The organism is Ruegeria sp. AM5 (assembly GCF_056540645.1).
The window spans coordinates 108531-128897 of record NZ_JBQFXC010000003.1; the positions used below are offsets into that span (position 1 = coordinate 108531).

The following is a 20367-nucleotide window of genomic DNA, read 5'->3' on the forward strand; positions in this document are numbered from 1 at the left end:
TTTGGCCAGATGAAGGTTGGATCCGTTTTGCGATTGCGGGGCTTGTCATTGGGTCCTCCTCACCTCAGTTTGAGGTGAGGAGGACGAGCATGACACAGGGCGATATCTGGCGTTTTGATGCAACAGAATTGGCTGCGCTGACCCAAGCTGGCGAGTTGAGCGCAGAAGAGGTGATCAGTGATGCATTGGAGCGGATGCATCAGGTAAATCCCTCGCTGAATGCTGTCGTGGACGATCTGGGCACAGAAGCGTTAGAGCGTGCATCTGCGCTTGATAAGGCGCGCCGCAATAGTGCCTCGGTTGGGCCGCTGCACGGGGTACCCGTGACCATAAAAGTGAATGTCGACCAGAAGAACCATGCCACTACAAATGGTGTGGTTGCCTTGAAGGATGTCATTGCCCCTGATGACGCCCCGGTGGTTTTAAACTTGCACAATGCGGGGGCCATTGTCATCGGGCGGACCAACACGCCCGAATTCTCGTTCCGCGCTGACACGGATAATCCACTTCATGGGCGCACGCACAATCCTTGGGGCCGCCATATCTCGCCCGGTGGGTCGTCCGGGGGCGCGGGGGCTGCGGTCATGGCGGGCATCGGCGCACTGGCTCATGGCAACGATATCGGAGGTAGCTTGCGGTTCCCTGCTGCAGCCAATGGTGCGGTTACAGTGAAACCGGGGCTGGGCCGCGTACCGGCCTGGAACCCCAGCCAGAAGGTGGAACGCGGGATGCTGGCACAATCGATGTCGGTACAGGGCTTGATCACAAGAAGCGCAAAGGACCTGCACCTTTCGATGCCCAGCCTGATCGCCCCGGACGCCCGCGACCCCTTCCATGTGCCAATGCCTTGGCGCGGCGCGGGGCCGGACGTCCCAATCAAAGTTGCGTTCACTAAAAATACGTTCGAATACGCTTTGCATCCCGAAGTGGACAAAGCGCTAAGTACTGCTCGGGAGGCGCTGGTAGATGCCGGATATATAGTTGAAGACATTGATCCGCCGGATGTGTTCGAATGCGGGCGCATCGGCTATCGCGCGCTGATGGGTGAAGTGCTGACGTTGATGAAAAACGATATCGAGGCAGCCGGGTCTCAAACCATCCGTGATATTTTCGAGGTTTATTTTCAGGAGTTTCCTCCGATCGTAGGCGACGAACTGATTCAGGCGTTGGCGCAACGCAGCCATTATGCGCGCCAATGGTCGCTATTCATGCAGAAATATCCTTTGGTCCTGTCTCCATTCCTGCCGCAGCCGTTCTTTAAACCTGATCGCGATACCGAAGGTGCGGAAGGCGTTCATGAGGTGTTAGGATGCGCGGTCTATTCTTATGCGATGAATTTCCTCGGGCTGCCCGCCGCCAGCGTTCCCGCACGCTTGGCCGAATTGCCGAATGGGCCGCAACCGATCAATGTTCAGATTGCTGCTCGACGCTGGCGTGAGGATATGGCGGTGGATGCAGTGGTCGCGATCGAAGCGCGTGTGGGGCAGATGGCTCCGATTCTGTGGGATCGAATGAGCGCGCAAACCTGAGACATCGTCACTCAGGCCTCACAAATGAAATAGACCCCGGGATTTTGTCCCGGGGTCCGCATACTAAAATATGCCCGGATTAAGATGACGAGCGTAGCACCACCCACCCTCGCCAGCGCGAAAACTGCGCAACCATTCGAAAACACCTTTAGATGGCCACTCACTTCCACCTCGGCGTGTTCTCCGGGCAACTTGAAGTTAACAAACCCTTATCGCATTGCATGTGAACTGGTTCACACAAGCGGTGGAAAAATGATCAACACGCTGAGATTTAAGTAAATTGTTCAGAGATCAACCGTTCTTCCAGGCCGTGGCCAGGGTCAAATAAAATACGATGCTGGATCGCAATCTCAGACCTGATCTCGACCCAATCGATATCCGGAAACGATATGGAGTCGGCCGCAACGATAACCGGGCGTTTGTCAGCCTCGATCACATCGAATCTGACTTTCGCAACTTTCGGCAGCAAGGCGCCACGCCACCGCCGGGGGCGAAACGCGGCGATTGGCGTCAATGCCAGAACGTCCGCGCCAATGGGTACAATGGGTCCGTGAGCGGAATAGTTATATGCGGTTGAACCCGCCGGCGTGGCAAGCAATGCACCATCACACACGAGTTCGGCCATACGTACCCGCCCATCCACGCTGATCCGCAGCCGCGCTGCCTGCGGCCCCGCGCGAAGCAGCGAAATCTCGTTGATTGCAAGTGCTTGGTGCTTTTGGCCCGCCTGGTCCATTGCAGTCATCGCCAGTGGATTGATGACTTCTTCCTCTGCCTCTGCTAGCCGGGCCATCAGATCAACTTCGGCATATTCGTTCATCAGAAACCCGATGGTACCGCGATTCATTCCGTAAACCGGCTTGTCCAAGTGCTGGACGCCCTGCAACGTCTGAAGCATGAAGCCATCACCACCCAGCGCCACCACAACATCTGCGTCTCTCGGCGCTGCATTTCCGTAGCGCGCGACAAGCGCATCCCGGGCGGTCTGCGCAACCTTGGCATCGCTGGCCAGAAAGGCGATTCTCTTTGTCATGTTTTATAGTTTCCAGTGCTGCACATTTGGTTCCGAAACAAACATACCTTTCCGCAATAGGCCAGAGTTGACGCCATAGAGGGCCATTTCGTCGCTTTACAACCTTTCTGACACACGTCGTTTCCGATAGGAAATCCGCCAGATACACCCCAGCCATGCGGAGCGCACATGAACGCCAATCTTCGTGACAACGGATTTTTCACCCAGTCCCTCGCGGATCGTGACCCCGAGCTGTTCGGCTCGATCACATCTGAATTGGGCCGCCAGCGCGACGAGATCGAACTGATCGCCTCGGAGAACATCGTCTCTGCCGCCGTGATGGAGGCGCAGGGCTCGGTCATGACCAACAAATATGCTGAAGGTTATCCGGGCCGCCGGTACTATGGCGGTTGTCAGTTCGTCGACATTGCCGAGAACCTGGCTATCGACCGTGCCAAGCAGTTGTTTGGGTGTGAGTTTGCCAACGTCCAACCGAATTCGGGATCGCAGGCGAACCAAGGTGTATTTCAGGCGCTGATCAAGCCCGGTGACACCATTCTAGGAATGTCGCTGGATGCAGGTGGTCACCTGACCCATGGTGCGGCGCCGAACCAGTCAGGCAAGTGGTTCAACGCGGTACATTATGGCGTGCGCAAGCAGGACAACCTGATCGACTATGATCAGATCGAAGCGCTGGCAAAGGAACATAACCCCAAGCTGATCATCGCCGGAGGCTCGGCCATCCCGCGCGTCATCGATTTTGCCCGCATGCGTGAAATCGCCGATATGGTCGACGCCTATCTGCATGTGGATATGGCCCATATCGCCGGTCTGGTTGCCGCAGGCGCGCACCCTTCGCCCTTCCCGCATGCGCATGTGGCCACCACCACCACGCATAAAACCCTGCGCGGCCCGCGCGGCGGCATGATCCTGACCAATGATGAAGCGATTGCCAAAAAGGTAAACTCGGCCATCTTCCCGGGCATTCAGGGTGGCCCGCTGATGCATGTGATTGCTGGCAAGGCCGTTGCCTTTGGCGAGGCACTGCGTCCTGAGTTCAAGGACTATATCAAGCAGGTCGTTGTGAATGCGCAGGCCCTTTCAGATCAGCTGATCAAGGGTGGCCTGGACACTGTGACCCACGGCACCGATACCCATGTGGTTCTTGTCGACCTGCGCCCCAAAGGCGTTAAAGGCAACGCAACCGAGAAAGCTTTGGGGCGGGCACATATCACCTGCAACAAGAACGGTGTGCCGTTCGACCCCGAAAAGCCGACGATCACCAGCGGTATCCGTCTGGGCTCGCCCGCCGGAACCACCCGCGGTTTTGGTGAGGCCGAGTTCCGCCAGATCGCAGACTGGATCATCGAAGTGGTCGACGGTCTGGCCGCAAATGGCGAAGACGGAAACGGTGCGGTCGAAGCCAAAGTTAAAGCCGAAGTCGCCGAACTTTGCGCGCGCTACCCGCTTTATCCGAATCTCTGATCCAATACGGATCTTAGAACAGAAAACGGCGCCCTGATCGGCGCCGTTTTTCTTTGAGGCGTGCAGCGTTCAGATATACCCGCGCCATCGTAGTACGAATACAGCCAACGCCGCCAACACGATCAGGCCCAACGCAAGCGAGCCAAGAAAGCTCAGGAACCATCCCCAACGTCGATCTGCCAGATTGATCGCGTTCAGGTGGCCTTGCACCTCGTCCGACGCTTTTTCGAGCCGGGGCATATCCAAAACCATCCGCAGTTTGGGATGCTCGGCCATCTGCTCGGCCTCTGCCAGAACCAAGGCCTGTTTATAGACCTTGCGCGGCAAACGCCGCTTCGCGCGACGGACCGAGGCAATCAGGGTCTTGTCTTTCACGCCAAGCTTTTTACGCAGCAACCGAATGGTCTCTGCGATCCGGGTCTGGATATCGATTTCCTGCGTCATTGGCGCCTCCTGACGGGACAATGTAGCCGCGCGTCACACCGGCGACAATGGGGCTGGTTGTTCCGCGCGGTGACGCGTATCACAGAAGCATGCTGAATACGATCATCCATGGCGACCCGACTGATCATCCGCCCCTGCTGATAGCGCATGGCCTCTATGGTTCGGCGCGCAACTGGGGAGTCATTGCGCGGCGACTGTCGGACGAAAGACAGGTGATTGCCGTCGATATGCGCAATCACGCCTACAGCTTTTGGGATGCTCAGCATGGCTACCTAGATTTGGCGCATGATCTGGCAAAGGTCATCGACAGCGTTGGCGGCATCGCCGATATCGTCGGGCATTCCATGGGTGGAAAAGCTTCGATGGTGCTGGCGCTGGAATATGGCGATCTGGTGCGCAAGCTGGTCGTCGCAGACATCGCACCAGTGGCATACAGCCACAGCCAGATTCAATTCATCGAGGCAATGCGGGCGGTAGATATGTCCCGCGTTCAGCGTCGTTCAGATGCCGAAGCACAGCTGGCCGATCTGGGCGTCGAAAAGGCGCTGCAGAGCTTTTTTACGCAGTCTTTGGATGTTGAGGGAAGCCGCTGGCGGCTGAACCTAGATGTACTGGCCAGCGAAATGCCAAAGATCATGGGCTTCCCCGAGATTTCGACCCATTGGGACGGCCCCGCTCTGTTCCTGTCCGGCGCAGCATCAGATTATGTGCAGCCCGAATACCGAGAGCAGATTCGCACCCTGTTTCCTGCAGCTCGCTTCGCCAAAATTCCCGGTGCGGGGCACTGGCTGCACGCCGAGAAACCCCGCGAATTCGAAGCTGCAGTCAGGACCTTCTTGAACGCTTAATCAAGCGCTTTGATACAGGCGTTTTGCCACCAGCCACGACACCGGCGCGGCAACAACCGCCCCTGCTGCTGCGGCGGAAACGATGGCCATCCAGGTCACCATTCCAACCGCTAGGACCGCAATCACGGCAGAACCCGCGATGGCTGTGGCGATCAAAGAATAAAGCGTGGCTGCTAGGCGTATCATGGCCAGTATCCTGTGTTTAAGCTTCTGGCCTTTACATTACAGCAACGGAATATGTGTGACTTTGATTTGGGTCAGATATGTAGCTACATCCCGCGATCCATGGGCCCGGTCGCCTCACCACCGCCATTCACCCAATCCGCAAAGCCACCCAGATTGTAGACGTGTAAATATCCCATTTCCTTAAGCAGTTTTCCAGCCAGCGCTGCCCTTCCGCCAGACGCACAATGCAGGATGATCACCCGATCCCTGCGCAGTTCTGCATCATGGGAAGGCAACTCGGGGTCGGCCCGAAACTCCAGCATACCGCGCGGGATATGATGCGCACCGACCGCGCGCCCTGTCCTTTCCAGTTCAGGCGCATCGCGAATATCCAACAACAAGGCACCCTGCCCGATCAGTTCTTTGGCCCGGCTGGCGTCGATACGCTCAACCACCGCGTTTGCAGCTTGCATCATGTCTTTGACCGTCAATGGCATTTGCGCCCCTCCAGGAAATGAATCCGTGCAAGGCTAACATGCAGAAAATTGAAGGTGTAGACGTTCAGACCCTTAATGTTCGCGGAAAGCACGCGACATACTGTCAACCACCGGCTTGGCGATATAGGCCGCAAAGGTGCGTTCCTCGGTCTGGATCATGATCTCGGCGGGCATTCCGGGTGTCGGCACGAAGCCCCGCACGCGACCCATCTCTTCCGTGGTCAGAGAAATGCGCGCCAGATAGACCTCTTGCGGCATACCGGCAGAATCCTCGACAAGCGAGTCAGCCGAGACGTAATAGACCTCGCCCTCAAGCACTGGGGTTGTCCGTTGATTGAGCGCGACTAGGCGCACCGTCGCGATCTGCCCGGTGACCACGCTGTCGATCTCGGTACGCGGGATCTGCGCTTCGATGATCAATGGCGCATCGGCGGGCAGAATCTCAGCAATCTGTTCGCCAGTTTCGATCACCCCGCCCGGCGTGTGGTGATGAAGTCGCACCACTGTGCCTGTCACCGGTGCACGCACAACGGCACGGGCCAGAACGCTACGGGCCTGACGGGCTTTTTCACGCACACTTTCAAGATCGGCTTCAATCACGCCCAACTCGTCCAGCGCAGCCTCGCGGTAGGCTGAGCGGGTGCGCAGAATCTGCTCTTCATACTTCAGCAGCATCTGGTTTACCTCAGCCGTTTCAGCGCGCAGACGCGCCAGTTGACCTTCGGCTTCGGCCTGCACCCGGCGGATCGTATTCAGATCACCTTTGCGCACTAATCCTTTTTCAAACAACGAATATTTGGTCTCGTATTCTTCCTCGAGAATCTCTGATCGCCTTTCCATGCTGACCAATTGTGCTTCAAATCCTGACGCACGAATTTTCAACGCCTCCATGTTGCGCTGCAGCAAAGCAATATCGTTCAGCAGTGTCTTGCGCGATACATCAAAGCTGAGTTTCTGATTGTCGAGGATCGTCATGACCTCGACGTCGTCCGATGCTTCGATCAATCCGGGCGAAAACACGAGGGTTTCCTGTTCGCTATGCTCAGCCAGCAACCGTTCGGTCATGGCCTGAAGGCGAAGTTTGCGAATGAACAATTCGCGTTCACTCGCCTCGGCCGAGGTCTGATCCAAAGTCATCATGATCTGTCCGGCTTGAACAGATTCACCTTCCGAGACCAGTATGTTCTCGATGATACCGCCTTCCAAATGCTGCACGATCTTGTTGCGACCGGTCGCGACAAAGCTGCCTTGCGCGATGACTGCAGCGGCCAGAGGTGCACGGAAGGACCAGACGCCAAAGCCGCCAAAACAGACAATAAGCATGATAAAGCCAATCACGATGAATTTGGTGATCGAGCGCGGAACCTCAGAGTACCAAAGACCGCCTTCATCGGTGCGTGCCACGTCGTTCATCACTTAATCCCCCTTGCCCTGTATTTCGGGCGGTTGCTGGCGCGGCCCGTTGAGCTGTTCCAGCACCTGTTCGCGCTGCCCGAACAGCGCCACGCGCCCATCGGTCAGCAGCATGATCTTGTCGACAACATTCAACAGAGTCGGCTTTTGCGTAATCACCACAACGGTGATCTTGCTTTCCTTTGCTTGCTCAATCGCACGCGCAAGCGCCTTGTCACCCGCCACGTCGAGGTTCGAGTTCGGTTCATCCAGAACAACCAAACGCGGGTTGCCGAAGAAGGCACGCGCCAAAGCAATACGCTGCTTCTGGCCACCTGAGAGAGGTGAGCCGTCGGCGGCCACAACAGTCTCATACCCCTGCGGCAGCGTTGCGATCATGTTATGCACGTCGGCCAAAACGGCGGCATCGTGGATCTGCTCATCCGTGGCATCGGCACGCATCCGGCCAATATTGTCTTTGATGCTGCCGGGGAATAGCTGTACGTCTTGCGGCAGATAGCCAATATTTTCGCCAAACTGACGGGGATCCCAGTTGCGGATATCCATCAGGTCCAGCCGCACACTGCCCGAGGTCGGCAGGATCGACCCCACCAGCGTTTTGCCAAGCGTCGTTTTCCCCGCGCCTGAATTCCCGATGATCGCCAGAGTTTCACCCGGGTTCAGCGCAAAGGTAATCCCGTTCAGAACCACCCGCTTGGTGCCGCCTGGGACATATAGCAGGCGTTCGACATCCAACCGCCCCTCAGGCCGTGGTAGGCGCAGTTTTTCATATTGCAGGGCCGAGTTCGACAGCAGAGCCTTGATCCGCCCAAAAGCGCCGCGCGTCAGCAGGAAAGTATTCCAACCCTCAATCGAGCCTTCGATCGGCGCAAAAGCCCGCCCAGCGATGATCGAGGCGGCGATGACCATACCGCCGGTAATTTCACCTTGAAGGGCCAGAAAGGCGCCCCAGCCCAGAATGCCGATCTGCGTCAAAAGACGGACGGCACGTGAAATGGCCGCGAAGATCACGTTACGATCCTGCGCCTTGACCTGCCATGTCAGCGATTGTGCGGTGTCACGCCCCCAGATGCGCACTGCCTCGGGGATCATCGCTAAAGCGTTGATGATCTGACTGTTGCGCGACATTGAATCCAGATGCTGGTTCGCCAGGGATTGCGCCTGGTTGGCCTTTGCAAAGGGCTTGGCGGTCATTTTCTGGTTGATCAGCGCGATAATCATCAGGATCACAGCGGTCGTCACCACAATCATGCCAAGTTGCGGGTGCACTAGAAAAATCATCAGTATGAATAGCGGCGCAAATGGAACATCCAGAAATGAGATCAGAGTGCCCGAGACCAGAAAGCCCCGCACCTGTTGCAGATCCCCAAGAGTCTGATATTCGCGCCCATTGCCGTGCAGCGAGGCATGAGCGGCGGCGCTGAGAACCGGGGCACCAAGACGGGCAGCCACCTCGACCGCTGTGCGCATCAGCATGAACCGCCGAACGGCATCAAAGGCTGATTGAAATATTACGGCTCCGGCAACGATTGCCGTCAGCATGATCAGCGTATCCAGCGAGCGACTGGTCAGAACCCGGTCGCTGATCTGAAACAGATAAATCGGGATCGCAAGGATCAGGACGTTGGTCGCGCAGGTCAGCACCAGCACGAAAGCCAGATTGCGCCAGATCGCGCGCAGTGAGGTGCGCAGCGTCTTCTGGAAATCCTCAGGCGGCGTGCGTTTGTGGAATGTTTGGGGTGGCCCCTTGCCATCGCCACCACCCGTCCCCGGGCGCAGCAAGGGTTGGTTGGCCTTGGCCTCGATCGTGGTGCCCATGCGGTCTGTACCATCCGACGGCGCAGAGGGGGTCATGCGCCCAGTCGATTGGTCGGCGGTTTCACAATCGGGGGCTTCGGTATCGGCCACCCCAGTGTCGCCACCCGCAGGATCCTTATCTTGCGCAGGCCGCGACGACGCGCGCCGAAGGGGAGAGTCAGCGCGCGGTTGTGATGTTTGATCCAACTGCTCTGCCTGGGTCTGCCCCGGATCATCCGGTTGTGTCGTCGCCTGAGGCGCTTCTGATTGTTGCCGCGAACGTTTCACGGGTTTTGCAACCGAGGTGTCACTTGCATCCAAGGTATCCGGTTCGGGTTCAGAATCCGCCAACTGCATTTCGCTTGTCAAACGCAGACGGGACGCTGTTTTTGCAAGTTTACTTTCATTTGGTTTTGCTACCCGATCTCGGGGTTCAAGGGTCAATGGGCCTCCGCCTCCGTGCCGGTCCAACGGACTTGCAAAACGGGTGCGGCGCGACGAAAAAACGATCGACATAAACTAACCTTCCGGTCACTCGTTAATCAGGAAATATCAGGCCAGCATGGTCTGCAGGCCATCAGAGGAATTCGCCATTTCGCTTGGCGTGAGATCGTTACCATTCGGGCCAATGCCGTTCTCGTAACCGGGCATTCCCGCCTCTTCCATCAAGGCGGCTATCGCCTCGTTGGTCATCTCTGCAATGTCCTCATTCGTGGGTATGTCGAGCAGGCTTGCCTGATGCAGCAACAGGTCAGAAAATGCCCCGTCCTCGGCCATGACAACCGAGTCTACTCCGGCCTTGGTTACATTGGCGGCATTCAGCATCGCATTGCTGCCTGCCAGAACCTCGGTCTGGTTCGCGTGGGGACCATTCAGATATACGTCATCCTGATCGGCAAGCCTCGTCGATTGCTCGGCTACGTTGACCTGCACCAACGATCCGTCGATCTTGAGCACTCGCATCTGCTCCATGCCCGCGAACATCGGATCGTTCATCAGCGCCTCTTCCAGCGCCGCCATATCGTCCTCGCCCAAGGTCATTGCGCTGGCCATGGAATCGTTCATCGCCTGATGCGTGTCTTCGCCTTCTTTCTTGAGAGAGACCTGGTTCATGACCAGGTTCTCGTCCGATCCATCAATGGGTCCTGGCAATCCGCCCATCACCACGTCGTCATCCATCAAGACGTTTGTCTGGATAAACGCATCGACCGATATCATGTCGCCTTCGATCATGATCAGGTCATAATAACTGCCAAGTTGAAGAATATTGGTGATATCGATCAACTCGTTGTCGCCCAATGCGTACAGCGTGGTCGTCGCGTTAATCTCGGTATCAATATGATCGATATCCGTTGCGTCGATGTCCTGCTTGACAAAATTAGCAACGATCAGGTCGGTCGTAATCCAATCAACATGCACATATGCCGGGGCATCGTCTTCACTTGAACCTGTCTTAAGCCAAGGGGCTGACTTGCCTTCGACTTCGATCGTCGACGAGTGCACCACATTGGTGCCCGAGCCGCCATTCGTGCCCTTGTCTGTGTCAGATACAACGGCGACCTGGCTTACCATTGCCAGTTCGATCGCTTTTCCACCGACCGCGATATAAGGCGCATCGATCCAGGCTACGGTTGCGTTCATCTCGTTGATCGCAAGGTTGCCGCCTGCAATCACCGTGTGACCGTCGGCAAATTCGTCTTCCTCATCCTGATCCCATTCGGCGGGCATCATATCGGGCGTGTCGTCTTCTTCTTCCTCGTCCGGTCTATGATGCGCGGGCAGAAGATCGTCCCATTCCGGGGCTTCGTCCACATACTCACCATTGACGATCACGCCCATCGCTTCTTCGCCGTGGAACTGATAGACAACTGCACCTTCAACTTCGACATTGATCGGCGCCAACATCGCTTCGGCCAAAGATTCTACATACTCAATCGACAAGTAGTCCGAGATCGAGAACGAGGGCACGGCAAACGCGTGCATCGATGCTGCGACCTGCGCAGCCGCCTCGGCCAATGCGATCAGCTGTTCGACATCGCGGAAATCTCCCTCGCCGACAACGTCATTGTCGCGCAGGAAAATCGTCTGGAACGTGTAGGTCACAGCAGACCCGATAAGCTCTGTCACAATCTCCAGCTGCTGCTCGATCACAAACGTTGCACCTAGGCCGGTTGTCGCTTCGGGTAACGGCGGACCGTCTGAGAGTGGTGGTTCAAGTACAACGACCGTTTCAAATCCAGGGCCGTCGGTTGGGGGTGGAAGTTCAGGAGTGGCGGGGGGGGTGTCAAACCGATAGGAAAGCGGACCATATTTGCCCGGGTCCAGTTCCAGATCTGCCTTGATCCGGATCTTTGCAGGTTCTTCCAGTTCGTCCAGTTCAGCCTTGCGCCGCATGGCGGTGAACTCTTCGTACTGATCCCTCAACCGGGCTTTTTCAATCGTAAGATCAAAAGATCCAATAAAGTGTGCAATCTTTTCGGTAACACTATCGAATAACATTTCGATGATCCCTTACCCCCTTGCCAGCTAAAATTTCCGGTTCGGGATTTTCTGGGCCGAGGCCACATTGCGCGGCCCCGGCGATTTCATTGATCGGGGGCCGATAATGCGGCCCCCGATTTTTTGTCTTAGACGTCAGTGTCGTCGCTTGCGTAGGACGAGGTCATCGAACCACCAACCATGGTCGTATCGACTGAGTTACCTAGCACATTGGCACCCTGTACGATCGATTGGTTGAAGGCGTTCGTATCGACTACGGCAGCGGCCGAGGCGTAGGATTCACCGGTCACGATGCCATCGCCACCGTTATTCGAACCCCAATCACCGCCATGGCCTCCGGCACCGCCGTCACCCGAATAGGCACCGGCTGCGCTTCCGCCTGTCGTGTTGCCGCCCATTGTGTCACCAGACATGACGTCAACCATTGACGCGCCGCTAGTTCCACCTGCTGCAGTACCAGCAGCACCTGCACCGCCATCACCGCTGTATGCGGTACCAGTGGCATTGCCCGTTGCGGACGAATCCGAGTCATTGTCCGATGCAGATGCACCGCCGTATCCGGCAATCGCCTCAGCGAGGCTATCAGCAGAACCATCCGTGTCGGTCTCTGAGAATACATCTGATGCACCACCCAGACCACCTGTGGCCTCGGAAGCGCCAGATCCAGCAGCACTGGCGTTTGAATCCGATGCAGCAGAACCAGTTCCACCTGCACCACCATCACCATCAGCCGTTGAAGTACCTGTACCCGTGCCATCACCGGAACCGTTGGCAGCGTTCGAACCACCATCGCCACCATCAGCGTCCGCATCACTTGCGTTGGCAGCCGAACCGTCAACATCACCAGATGTCTGATCGACACTTGGGCCTTCAGCGTCTTGATCACCTAAACCTTGAACATCGGCATCAGCTGCTGAACTTCCGTTGTTGTCTCCGCCGTCTCCGTCTCCACCGGTGGATGAACCACTGCCAGAATCAGCTCTGGAATTACCGGTGTCGGCATCTGCATCACCACGGCCGCTTTCAGAGATTTCCTGCTGGAGGCGCGCGATTGCTTCTTCGACTAGGCGCGAGAATCCACCCGAGCCATCGCCGCCGTCGCCTGAAGCGTCGCTATCGGTAGTACCAGTTCCTGTTCCGTCAGCTGTGTTGTCACCGCCGTCATTGTCGTTGGCGTCGGTGTTGTTATCGCTGTCGTTATCAGCGTTGCCATCCGCATTCGAGTCGCCGTCGCCACCATCTGCACCAGATGCATCTGCGTCGTTATCCGCTACACCCTTGCCTTTGGCGCTGGACTCTGAGTCAGCATCACCACCGTCAGCATCAGCATCGGACTCGCTGTACGCCTTACCATAGCCTTTGCCTACACCTTCGGAATCGGCATAACCGCCATCTCCGCCTTCGCCATCAGTCGTGTTATCGCTGTCGGTGTTGTTGTCAGCATTCGAGTCGCTGGTGCTGTCACCACCGTACCCGCCAATGCTCTCACCATCAGCGTTCGAATTGGATTTAGCTTTGCCGGTGCTTGCATTGTCGGCATTACCTGAATCGCCACCGCTACCACCTTTGGCATGGGCATCAGCGTCACCAGTGTCTCCGCCTTCACCGTAAGCGTCGCTACCAATGGTCTTGCCGCCTACAGCTTCACCGCCATAACTGGTTCCGCCTTTTCCGGAAGCTGCACCATTTGCATTGGAACTAATACCTTCGGCAGCGTTGGCTTCGCCACCATTGGCATCACCGTTTTGCTTGAATTCTCCGTAGTTACCAACTTCGGCATTATCCAACTGATCGTTGTCTTCCAAGCTTGCCAGCTGATTGTTGATCGACGACATATCGTTGCCAGGACCATCCAGCGAAATATCAAGGTTCAGATCATCACCGGGATCATAATTCAAGTCGCGACCGGCGGTGATTACATCACCAACGCTGGCGTTGTCGCCCAGATCCAAGTCTACCTGATCGTCATCGCGGGGAATCCATTCGCCGCCACCGAAGTCAATGTTGACCGCATTATTGTTAGAGTTGTCATTATCATTATTGTCTTCACCACCATTGGTGTTTTGCTGCTGCTGCTTCTGATTTTGATCCTGATCTTGCGCGTTGTCATTGTCGTTATCATTTTTAGAACGCTGTGACTGATCTTGTCCTTGTGAATCAGAGTTGTTCGCAGAGTTTTCAACGTCCTGATCTTGCTTTTGCTTCTGAGCGTTGATGTCAGCTTCGATATAGGCTTCGTCTACCGCTATATCTGTTTCGAAATCGGCGTCCAGATTATCGATTTGGACGTCATCAATTGTGGTCACGGTTGTTGTTTGGTTGGGTTGGCGTCTCATAAAATTTTCCACTTTTACTTAAGCACCGGACCGCCATTCATCTACAAAGCGGCTACAGGCGCGGTTGAAAACAGAGTTCGCGCACAAGGTGTCAAACTGGACACTCGCGCGGCAGTGAAAGTCTTCTGTTTGGTTTGTCCCCCTTTCTCGGCTAAGCCGATTCCATGACCACGAGAAATTCGCTGAAATACGCGGACCGCAGACACGTCAGGTTCAAGTTCACTTCACAAATAGAAGCCTAGGAATGGTCGCAGCGATAAAGGGGTATGCATAGCTGGCCGAAAGCATTATTTTCTGCAAATCACTGTTTAATATATATTTTTTTTAAATTCGGCTTATTTCGCGCCAGATTTTACCCGGAAACAATCATGCGCAAACATATAGGATTATTAACCCTGATATTTCATGGAGTTACGCTATAACCAGATGCGAAGAACCTGATCAAAGGTTCTAGTAAGCGGTATTGCAGAACCCGCCTTTGGTTGCTGAAACACGTACTTTCAGCTATGATAAGGGACTATTTGAGTTCAAAGTTACTGTTTCGCGCCATCCAGTTCTGTACCCGATTTAAAGTTTCAGAGGGTGGCGTTTGTATTAGTGGGGGGAAGATCAATGAATATTTCATTGCAAGAAGACGCCCGTGATCAGATTGAATATCCCGAAGAGCTGTCGATCATTTTTATCGGCAAGGAACTGTTCTACTCGAACCAAACCCTGAGAAGTGTTCAAAGCGAATTCGGCGTTCGTGCGTCAAGATATGAAAGCCTTGACGACCTGCTTGCCGAGAGTGGGAACTCTGTTCCCTCCGAGCGCATCATTGTCGTGGATCAGATGATGCTCGAAGATCTGTTGGCGCGGCCCGCTGATTACTCCCGGCTCGCCGAGACAGGATGTCTGGCCTTCGCCTATCGCAAGAAAAGTCCGGCCCGGGTTCTGTTCGAACGCTGGGATCGTACCCGTTTCGGCAGTGTCGGGTATTTGCCAATGAACGTGGCGCCGGATGTTTGGCGCGCAATACTGCGCCTTCTGATGCACGAGGAGCTGCACCTGCCCTGCTTTCTTGCCGACAGCATGACCGCAACACAAAGTGCGCCAGGCACACCTATCGAAAAACAGCCTGCAACCAGAACCCGGTCGCCTGACAAACTGTTGCGATACTCAAAGCTGACGCGCCGCGAAAAGCAAGTCCTGAGGCTGGTATCGCAAGGCAAGAGCAACAAGACCATTGCGTCGAATCTGGGCATCACCGAACACACCGTCAAACTGCATATGCACAATGTCTCGGGCAAGATCGATGTGAGCAACCGGACTGAAGCTGCGCATTTCTACTTTGAGGTCGCGCCGAACGAAGCGCGCAACGCGCCCGTTGGATGAGGCATTCGAAACCCGGTTCGACCGGCTCATTCTGTTGGTGGGTCGGCTCAACTATATGTGGACGAACACGGAAAGCCTGCTGATCCACCTGATCGCAGGTCTGACCGGGGCCAATAAAGATGTTGCGGTCATCATATTCCTGACGCTTAACACCACACGTGCCCGTATCGATCTGGTCGAACGTCTCGCCAAGATGGAGGGTCGCCCCCCTGAAATCCGCGATCCGATTCTCGAACACACCCAGCGGTTGTCGCGCCTGTCCTCTATTCGAAACAAGTACAATCACTGCATTTATTCTTTCGATCAGGAAAGCGGAAATCCAAAGACCATCCTGATGCGCATTGCTGATCGCAAGACCGACATCAAAATTGGTCGTGAAGACACAGTTGACGACAAAGCAATGAAAGAAATCGAGGATGTTGTCACTCAGCTCTCGAATGCCAACAGGGATATCTGGAAATTGATCACCCAGCTGGGTTTCCCTGTCTGAGATGGTACTGGTGCGGGCGGTGGGACTCGAACCCACACGGCACTAAGGCCTTCGGATTTTAAGTCCGATATGTCTACCATTCCATCACGCCCGCACATCATCGTCGAAGTTTTGTCTCACCGCGCCGATGTCGTGTGCAGACACTTACAACCAACCAAAACGATTGAAAAGATACTCATTCATCAGATCCAGGGATGCATGCAGAACACGAACACAATCCTGCTGAATCAAGGCCGAGCTTGACAGCCTTCGGCCAATTCGTTCACGTCGGCGCAACACAAGATCAGGGAGCGAGCGATGAAACTAGTCAGTAACCCGTTTCGAGGTGGTTCTAAGCTTTCGGATCAGGCCCCTTATCCCTCCGTAGAGACAGATGGGTTGGGCCGGCATCGATTCTTCTGCCCTGACTTTGTCGAAACGCCCCTTGTGAATGCATCGGCGCTGGCACCCGTCGCGAATCTCTGGGTTAAAGATGAGCGAAGCCGTATGGGCCTGGGATCGTTCAAAGCGCTGGGTGCAGCTTATGTGATCGCCTGCGAAGCGAATGACATCTCGATCACGCCAGATGGTAACACGCTCAAAGGGCGCACCTATGTTACAGCAAGCGCGGGCAATCACGGGATGAGCATGGCCGCGGGCGCGCGCACTTTCGGAGCTGATGCAGTTGTCTACATCGCAGAAACAGTTCCAGAAAGCTTTGCAGATCGCCTGCGCGCTCAAAACGCACAAGTGGTCCGGGCGGGTGCGGATTACGCCGCCAGCATGGAAGCAGCCAGTCAGGCGGCGCAGGACAATGGCTGGACTTTGCTCTCGGACAGTTCCTGGGAGGGGTATACTGAACTACCGTACTTGCTGATGGAAGGGTATCTGCAAATGGCGGTCGAAGCCGCCGAGCAATGTACTGAGGCACCAACGCACGTTCTTCTGCAAGCCGGCGTTGGCGGCATGGCCGGAGCCGTCGCTGCCTATGCGCGGGTCGTTTGGGGAGATGCTCCGCAGATCATTATTGTCGAGCCAACCTCTGCCCCGGCGCTGCAGGCCAGTATCGAAGCGGGGCATTGTGTGTTTGCTGACGGGCCCGACAGCATCATGGGGCGACTGGATTGCAAAGAGCCCTCGCTGATCGCCTTGAACGGCTTGGCCCGAGATGCCGATCTGTTTGTGACAATCGAGGATGACACTGTCGAAGCACAGCTTCCGGCCATGGCGAAGGCCGGGTTGGAAACCAGCGCCTCGGGCGGTGCTGGCATTGCGGCCGTTCTGAACGACGCGATCCGTAGTGAACTGGGTATTGGACCGAATTCCAAAGTGCTCTGCATCTTGAGCGAGCAACCTGCATGAGAGGTTTCGCACCAGAGGAATTCGCGACCCGCGTTGCGCGCGCCCAGCATCGGATGCAAGAAACCGGTCTATCGGCCCTGTTGCTTACGACCGAGCCCCAGCTTCGCTATTTCACCGGTTATCTCACCCGTTTCTGGGAAAGCCCAACGCGGCCTTGGTTTCTGATCGTTCCGATTTCTGGCAAGCCGGTTGCAGTAATCCCATCCATCGGTGCTGCATTGATGGCACAGACATGGATCGACGACATTCGAACCTGGAGTGCACCCGACCTTGAAGATGATGGGGTATCCCTGCTGGCCGATACACTGAGAGAGTTGACGCCTGAAAACGCCTCAATCGGCTGCCCCGACGGGCATGAGACCCATGTAAGGATGCCACTGGCCGATCTAAGGCATCTCGAATCCGCAATTGGAGCGCGCCAAATTACGGGTGACCATGGCATCCTACGGGCGCTGCGCATGGTGAAATCTGACGCTGAGATCGCAAAGATTCGAACTGCCTGTCAGATTGGTGCCCACGCCTTTGCACGAGTGCCCGAGGTTGCCTCAGCAGGGACACCGTTGGATCAGATATTTCGAAACTTTCAGAGACTCTGCCTTGAAGAAGGTGCCGACTGGGTGCCCTATCTGGCCGGAGGGGCCGAGCAAGGCGGGTACTCGGATGTAATCTCACCCGCGACACAGACCCCGCTTCGTATAGGCGATGTGCTTATGCTCGACACCGGCCTCGTCCACGATGGCTATTTTTGCGACTATGATCGCAATTGGTCCGTCGGCCCAGCGACCAAGGCGGTACGCGATGCACATGCTAGACTGGTCGAGGCTTCGGATGCAGCGTTTGATCAAGCCCGTCCCGGCGTGCCGGCTTCTCAGCTTTTTCATACGATGAACAGAATACTTACCGATGGCAGCGCGGGTACCGATGCCGGGAGACTGGGCCACGGGTTAGGAATGTCGTTGACCGAATGGCCTTCGCTTATTCCCGATGATCATACTGAACTGCAACCGGGAATGGTTTTGACGCTTGAACCGGGTATTGCGGTCGATGGCAAAATTCTCGTGCACGAAGAAAACATCCTGATAACCGAAGGCGCGCCCGAATTCCTCAGCCCCCGCACCGGACCAGAGATCGCCGAGATATGAGCACGTTGCCGTACACACTGGATCCTGACGATCCCTCGGCCGTACCAATGGGGCTGATCGTTTTACAGACTGACGAGACAATCGAACCTGAGTTTCGTAGCCTTTTTATCGATGACAAAAGCCCGCTTTATGTCAGCCGCATTCCCAGCGGGACCGAGGTTAACACCGACACGCTGGCGCAGATGGAGACCGACTTGCCTGCAGCGGCTGATTTGCTGCCAAAGGCGCGGCCCTATCGAGTTGTTGGCTATGGATGTACGTCAGCCAGTTCGGTTATCGGCTCGGATCGGGTTGAGCAGATGGTCATGCAGTCCTGTAATACATCGACCGTCACCAACCCGTTGCGGGCAGCCTCTGCCTGCGCGAGACATTTGGGCGTCTCAAAATTTGCACTGCTGTCGCCTTACATTGAAGAAGTAAACACTCCGTTGCGACGCGCGTTTGCAGAACAAGGCATCTCGATGGATGTGTTTGGCACTTTCGGCGAATCCGAAGAAGCCAAAGTTGTGCGGATCTCAACCGATTCCGTGGTCGATGCCGCCGTGCGACTGGGAAGAGATTCAACAGTCGACGCCGTATTCCTTAGTTGTACGAACCTTCGGACACTGACGGCTATCCCAAGGATCGAAGCGCAGATCGGTAAGCCTGTCCTGTCAAGCAACCAGAGTTTGGCCTGGCATATGAAACAACTGAACGTGTCGCAAAATTAGGCAAATGCGGCGTTTACGCGACTCCAATTGCTTTACGGGCTTGCGACCATTTGTTAGCCTCGTCATCAATGCACGAGAAGATCAATGAGGCCCGGACCAACCGGGTAATCATTTGACGCAACAGGGGGTCTTGTGACCGACAAAAATAGCGACGCCGCGTTTGTTGAATTTCAACGCGTTCAAAAGTCTTATGATGGCGAGAACCTCGTCGTCAAAGATCTCAACCTGGCAATGCCAAAGGGCGAATTCCTGACCATGCTCGGGCCGTCCGGATCAGGTAAGACGACCTGCCTGATGATGCTTGCCGGATTCGAAACCGCCACACATGGCGAGATTCTTCTGGATGGAAAACCCATCAATAATATCCCTCCGCACAAACGTGGCATCGGGATGGTGTTCCAGAACTACGCTCTGTTCCCGCATATGACTGTAGCCGAGAACCTTTCGTTCCCGCTGGAAGTCCGCAAGCTGGGTAAGTCCGAGCGCGAGGAGAAGGTCAAGCGCGCGCTGGACATGGTGCAGATGGGTGCCTTCGGCAATCGTCGCCCCGCGCAGTTGTCGGGTGGTCAGCAGCAACGGATCGCACTGGCACGTGCGCTGGTTTTCGAGCCCGAACTGGTGTTGATGGACGAACCGCTGGGTGCGTTGGACAAACAACTACGCGAGCATATGCAGTTCGAAATCACCCGTCTGGCGCATGAACTGGGCATCACCACCGTTTACGTGACCCACGATCAGACCGAAGCTCTGACGATGTCCGACCGCGTGGCAGTGTTTGACGATGGTCGCATTCAGCAATTGGCCCCGCCGGATCAACTTTATGAAGAGCCCGAAAACAGCTTCGTCGCGCAATTTATAGGTGAAAACAATACGCTAGAAGGCGTTGTTAAATCAATAGACGGTGACACTTGCCTTGTACAGCTGGATGACGGTTCGGAAATTGATGCAGTTCCGATCAACGTGCACAATCCGGGTGAGCGCACCAAGGTCTCGATCCGGCCCGAGCGTGTGGAATTCAACAAGGACCGTCTGCATGCCGATGCGCATACGCTGAAAGCCACGGTCAAGGAATTCATCTATATGGGCGACGTGTTCCGCTTCCGCATGTCGGTGGCGGGCAATGACGAATTCATTGTCAAAACACGGAATGCCCCCGACGCCATTCGCCTGCAACCGGGGCAGGAAATCGAAATCGGATGGTTGGCACAGGATTGTCGTGCGCTCGACGCATAGACCAAGCCGCGCGATACAAACGTGGTTTACCGAGGGACCAGCTGGCGAAAAC

The 20367-nt window shown here is 55.8% G+C and carries 17 protein-coding genes and 1 tRNA gene; 9 read left to right on the forward strand and 9 right to left on the reverse strand.

What is annotated here, in order from left to right:
* Window positions 1-89: 89 nt before the first annotated feature.
* Entirely contained in the window at window positions 90-1529 is a 1440-nt protein-coding gene (locus tag ACR0AH_RS10135) for an amidase family protein (protein WP_480591804.1), read from the forward strand.
* A gap of 271 nt (window positions 1530-1800) precedes the next feature.
* On the opposite strand, the gene ACR0AH_RS10140 is transcribed toward ACR0AH_RS10135, so the two are convergent.
* Window positions 1801-2562: an NAD kinase gene (locus tag ACR0AH_RS10140; protein WP_170391948.1), complete on the reverse strand. Its 762-nt coding sequence runs from the start codon at window positions 2560-2562 to the stop codon at window positions 1801-1803.
* 168 nt (window positions 2563-2730) lie between these two features.
* Here ACR0AH_RS10140 and glyA point away from each other — a divergent pair, with 168 nt between their 5' ends.
* The gene (gene glyA, locus ACR0AH_RS10145) at window positions 2731-4026 is read left to right on the forward strand and encodes a serine hydroxymethyltransferase (protein ID WP_170732898.1); all 1296 of its coding nucleotides are present in this window, start codon (window positions 2731-2733) and stop codon (window positions 4024-4026) included.
* Window positions 4027-4095: 69 nt separating this feature from the next.
* Here glyA and ACR0AH_RS10150 read toward each other — a convergent pair whose 3' ends face one another.
* Entirely contained in the window at window positions 4096-4470 is a 375-nt protein-coding gene (locus tag ACR0AH_RS10150; RefSeq protein ID WP_170391953.1) for a hypothetical protein, read from the reverse strand.
* Window positions 4471-4559: 89 nt separating this feature from the next.
* Between ACR0AH_RS10150 and ACR0AH_RS10155 the strand changes: the two genes are divergently transcribed.
* Window positions 4560-5318, forward strand: a complete 759-nt coding sequence (locus tag ACR0AH_RS10155) for an alpha/beta fold hydrolase (protein ID WP_480591807.1) — start codon at window positions 4560-4562, stop codon at window positions 5316-5318.
* On the opposite strand, the gene ACR0AH_RS10160 is transcribed toward ACR0AH_RS10155, so the two are convergent.
* From ACR0AH_RS10160 to ACR0AH_RS10185, 6 genes are all read right to left on the reverse strand, one after another.
* Entirely contained in the window at window positions 5319-5504 is a 186-nt protein-coding gene (locus ACR0AH_RS10160; RefSeq protein ID WP_480591810.1) for a hypothetical protein, read from the reverse strand.
* 83 nt (window positions 5505-5587) lie between these two features.
* Window positions 5588-5980 carry a rhodanese-like domain-containing protein gene (locus ACR0AH_RS10165; RefSeq protein WP_170391967.1) on the reverse strand — a complete coding sequence of 131 codons (393 nt, stop codon included), beginning with the start codon at window positions 5978-5980 and terminating at the stop codon, window positions 5588-5590.
* A 72-nt stretch (window positions 5981-6052) separates the two neighbouring features.
* Window positions 6053-7393: an HlyD family type I secretion periplasmic adaptor subunit gene (locus ACR0AH_RS10170; protein ID WP_170391969.1), complete on the reverse strand. Its 1341-nt coding sequence runs from the start codon at window positions 7391-7393 to the stop codon at window positions 6053-6055.
* Between the two features lie 3 nt (window positions 7394-7396).
* A complete protein-coding gene (locus tag ACR0AH_RS10175) occupies window positions 7397-9706 on the reverse strand; it encodes a type I secretion system permease/ATPase (protein ID WP_480591813.1) in 2310 nt (769 codons plus the stop codon).
* Between the two features lie 36 nt (window positions 9707-9742).
* Entirely contained in the window at window positions 9743-11689 is a 1947-nt protein-coding gene (locus ACR0AH_RS10180; protein ID WP_480591816.1) for a type I secretion protein, read from the reverse strand.
* A 128-nt stretch (window positions 11690-11817) separates the two neighbouring features.
* Entirely contained in the window at window positions 11818-14025 is a 2208-nt protein-coding gene (locus ACR0AH_RS10185; protein ID WP_170401336.1) for an MSCRAMM family adhesin, read from the reverse strand.
* Between the two features lie 612 nt (window positions 14026-14637).
* Here ACR0AH_RS10185 and ACR0AH_RS10190 point away from each other — a divergent pair.
* On the forward strand, window positions 14638-15399 hold the full coding sequence (locus ACR0AH_RS10190) for a helix-turn-helix transcriptional regulator (RefSeq protein WP_170401338.1): 762 nt from the start codon (window positions 14638-14640) through the stop codon (window positions 15397-15399).
* Window positions 15392-15889, forward strand: a complete 498-nt coding sequence (locus ACR0AH_RS10195; RefSeq protein ID WP_170732903.1) for a hypothetical protein — start codon at window positions 15392-15394, stop codon at window positions 15887-15889. Before ACR0AH_RS10190 ends, ACR0AH_RS10195 begins: the two co-directional genes overlap by 8 nt.
* An 8-nt stretch (window positions 15890-15897) precedes the next feature.
* On the opposite strand, the gene ACR0AH_RS10200 is transcribed toward ACR0AH_RS10195, so the two are convergent.
* A tRNA-Leu gene (locus ACR0AH_RS10200) sits at window positions 15898-15983 on the reverse strand.
* Window positions 15984-16186: 203 nt separating this feature from the next.
* Here ACR0AH_RS10200 and ACR0AH_RS10205 point away from each other — a divergent pair.
* From ACR0AH_RS10205 to ACR0AH_RS10220, 4 genes are all read left to right on the forward strand, one after another.
* A complete protein-coding gene (locus ACR0AH_RS10205; RefSeq protein WP_170512273.1) occupies window positions 16187-17230 on the forward strand; it encodes a pyridoxal-phosphate dependent enzyme in 1044 nt (347 codons plus the stop codon).
* Window positions 17227-18372: a M24 family metallopeptidase gene (locus tag ACR0AH_RS10210; RefSeq protein WP_480591819.1), complete on the forward strand. Its 1146-nt coding sequence runs from the start codon at window positions 17227-17229 to the stop codon at window positions 18370-18372. Before ACR0AH_RS10205 ends, ACR0AH_RS10210 begins: the two co-directional genes overlap by 4 nt.
* The gene (locus tag ACR0AH_RS10215; protein ID WP_170391994.1) at window positions 18369-19082 is read left to right on the forward strand and encodes an aspartate racemase/maleate isomerase family protein; all 714 of its coding nucleotides are present in this window, start codon (window positions 18369-18371) and stop codon (window positions 19080-19082) included. Before ACR0AH_RS10210 ends, ACR0AH_RS10215 begins: the two co-directional genes overlap by 4 nt.
* 132 nt (window positions 19083-19214) lie before the next feature.
* Window positions 19215-20315 carry an ABC transporter ATP-binding protein gene (locus ACR0AH_RS10220; protein WP_480591822.1) on the forward strand — a complete coding sequence of 367 codons (1101 nt, stop codon included), beginning with the start codon at window positions 19215-19217 and terminating at the stop codon, window positions 20313-20315.
* Window positions 20316-20367: the final 52 nt, after the last annotated feature.

Coding starts and splice junctions, on each gene's coding strand:
- ACR0AH_RS10165 (WP_170391967.1), bottom strand. CDS start 5,980: ATGCCATTGACGGTCAAAGACATGATGCAAGCTGCAAACGCGGTGGTT.
- ACR0AH_RS10135 (WP_480591804.1), top strand. CDS start 90: ATGACACAGGGCGATATCTGGCGTTTTGATGCAACAGAATTGGCTGCG.
- ACR0AH_RS10150 (WP_170391953.1), bottom strand. CDS start 4,470: ATGACGCAGGAAATCGATATCCAGACCCGGATCGCAGAGACCATTCGG.
- glyA (WP_170732898.1), top strand. CDS start 2,731: ATGAACGCCAATCTTCGTGACAACGGATTTTTCACCCAGTCCCTCGCG.
- ACR0AH_RS10175 (WP_480591813.1), bottom strand. CDS start 9,706: ATGTCGATCGTTTTTTCGTCGCGCCGCACCCGTTTTGCAAGTCCGTTG.
- ACR0AH_RS10205 (WP_170512273.1), top strand. CDS start 16,187: ATGAAACTAGTCAGTAACCCGTTTCGAGGTGGTTCTAAGCTTTCGGAT.
- ACR0AH_RS10215 (WP_170391994.1), top strand. CDS start 18,369: ATGAGCACGTTGCCGTACACACTGGATCCTGACGATCCCTCGGCCGTA.
- ACR0AH_RS10160 (WP_480591810.1), bottom strand. CDS start 5,504: ATGATACGCCTAGCAGCCACGCTTTATTCTTTGATCGCCACAGCCATC.
- ACR0AH_RS10185 (WP_170401336.1), bottom strand. CDS start 14,025: ATGAGACGCCAACCCAACCAAACAACAACCGTGACCACAATTGATGAC.
- ACR0AH_RS10190 (WP_170401338.1), top strand. CDS start 14,638: ATGAATATTTCATTGCAAGAAGACGCCCGTGATCAGATTGAATATCCC.
- ACR0AH_RS10210 (WP_480591819.1), top strand. CDS start 17,227: ATGAGAGGTTTCGCACCAGAGGAATTCGCGACCCGCGTTGCGCGCGCC.
- ACR0AH_RS10155 (WP_480591807.1), top strand. CDS start 4,560: ATGCTGAATACGATCATCCATGGCGACCCGACTGATCATCCGCCCCTG.
- ACR0AH_RS10180 (WP_480591816.1), bottom strand. CDS start 11,689: ATGTTATTCGATAGTGTTACCGAAAAGATTGCACACTTTATTGGATCT.
- ACR0AH_RS10170 (WP_170391969.1), bottom strand. CDS start 7,393: ATGAACGACGTGGCACGCACCGATGAAGGCGGTCTTTGGTACTCTGAG.
- ACR0AH_RS10140 (WP_170391948.1), bottom strand. CDS start 2,562: ATGACAAAGAGAATCGCCTTTCTGGCCAGCGATGCCAAGGTTGCGCAG.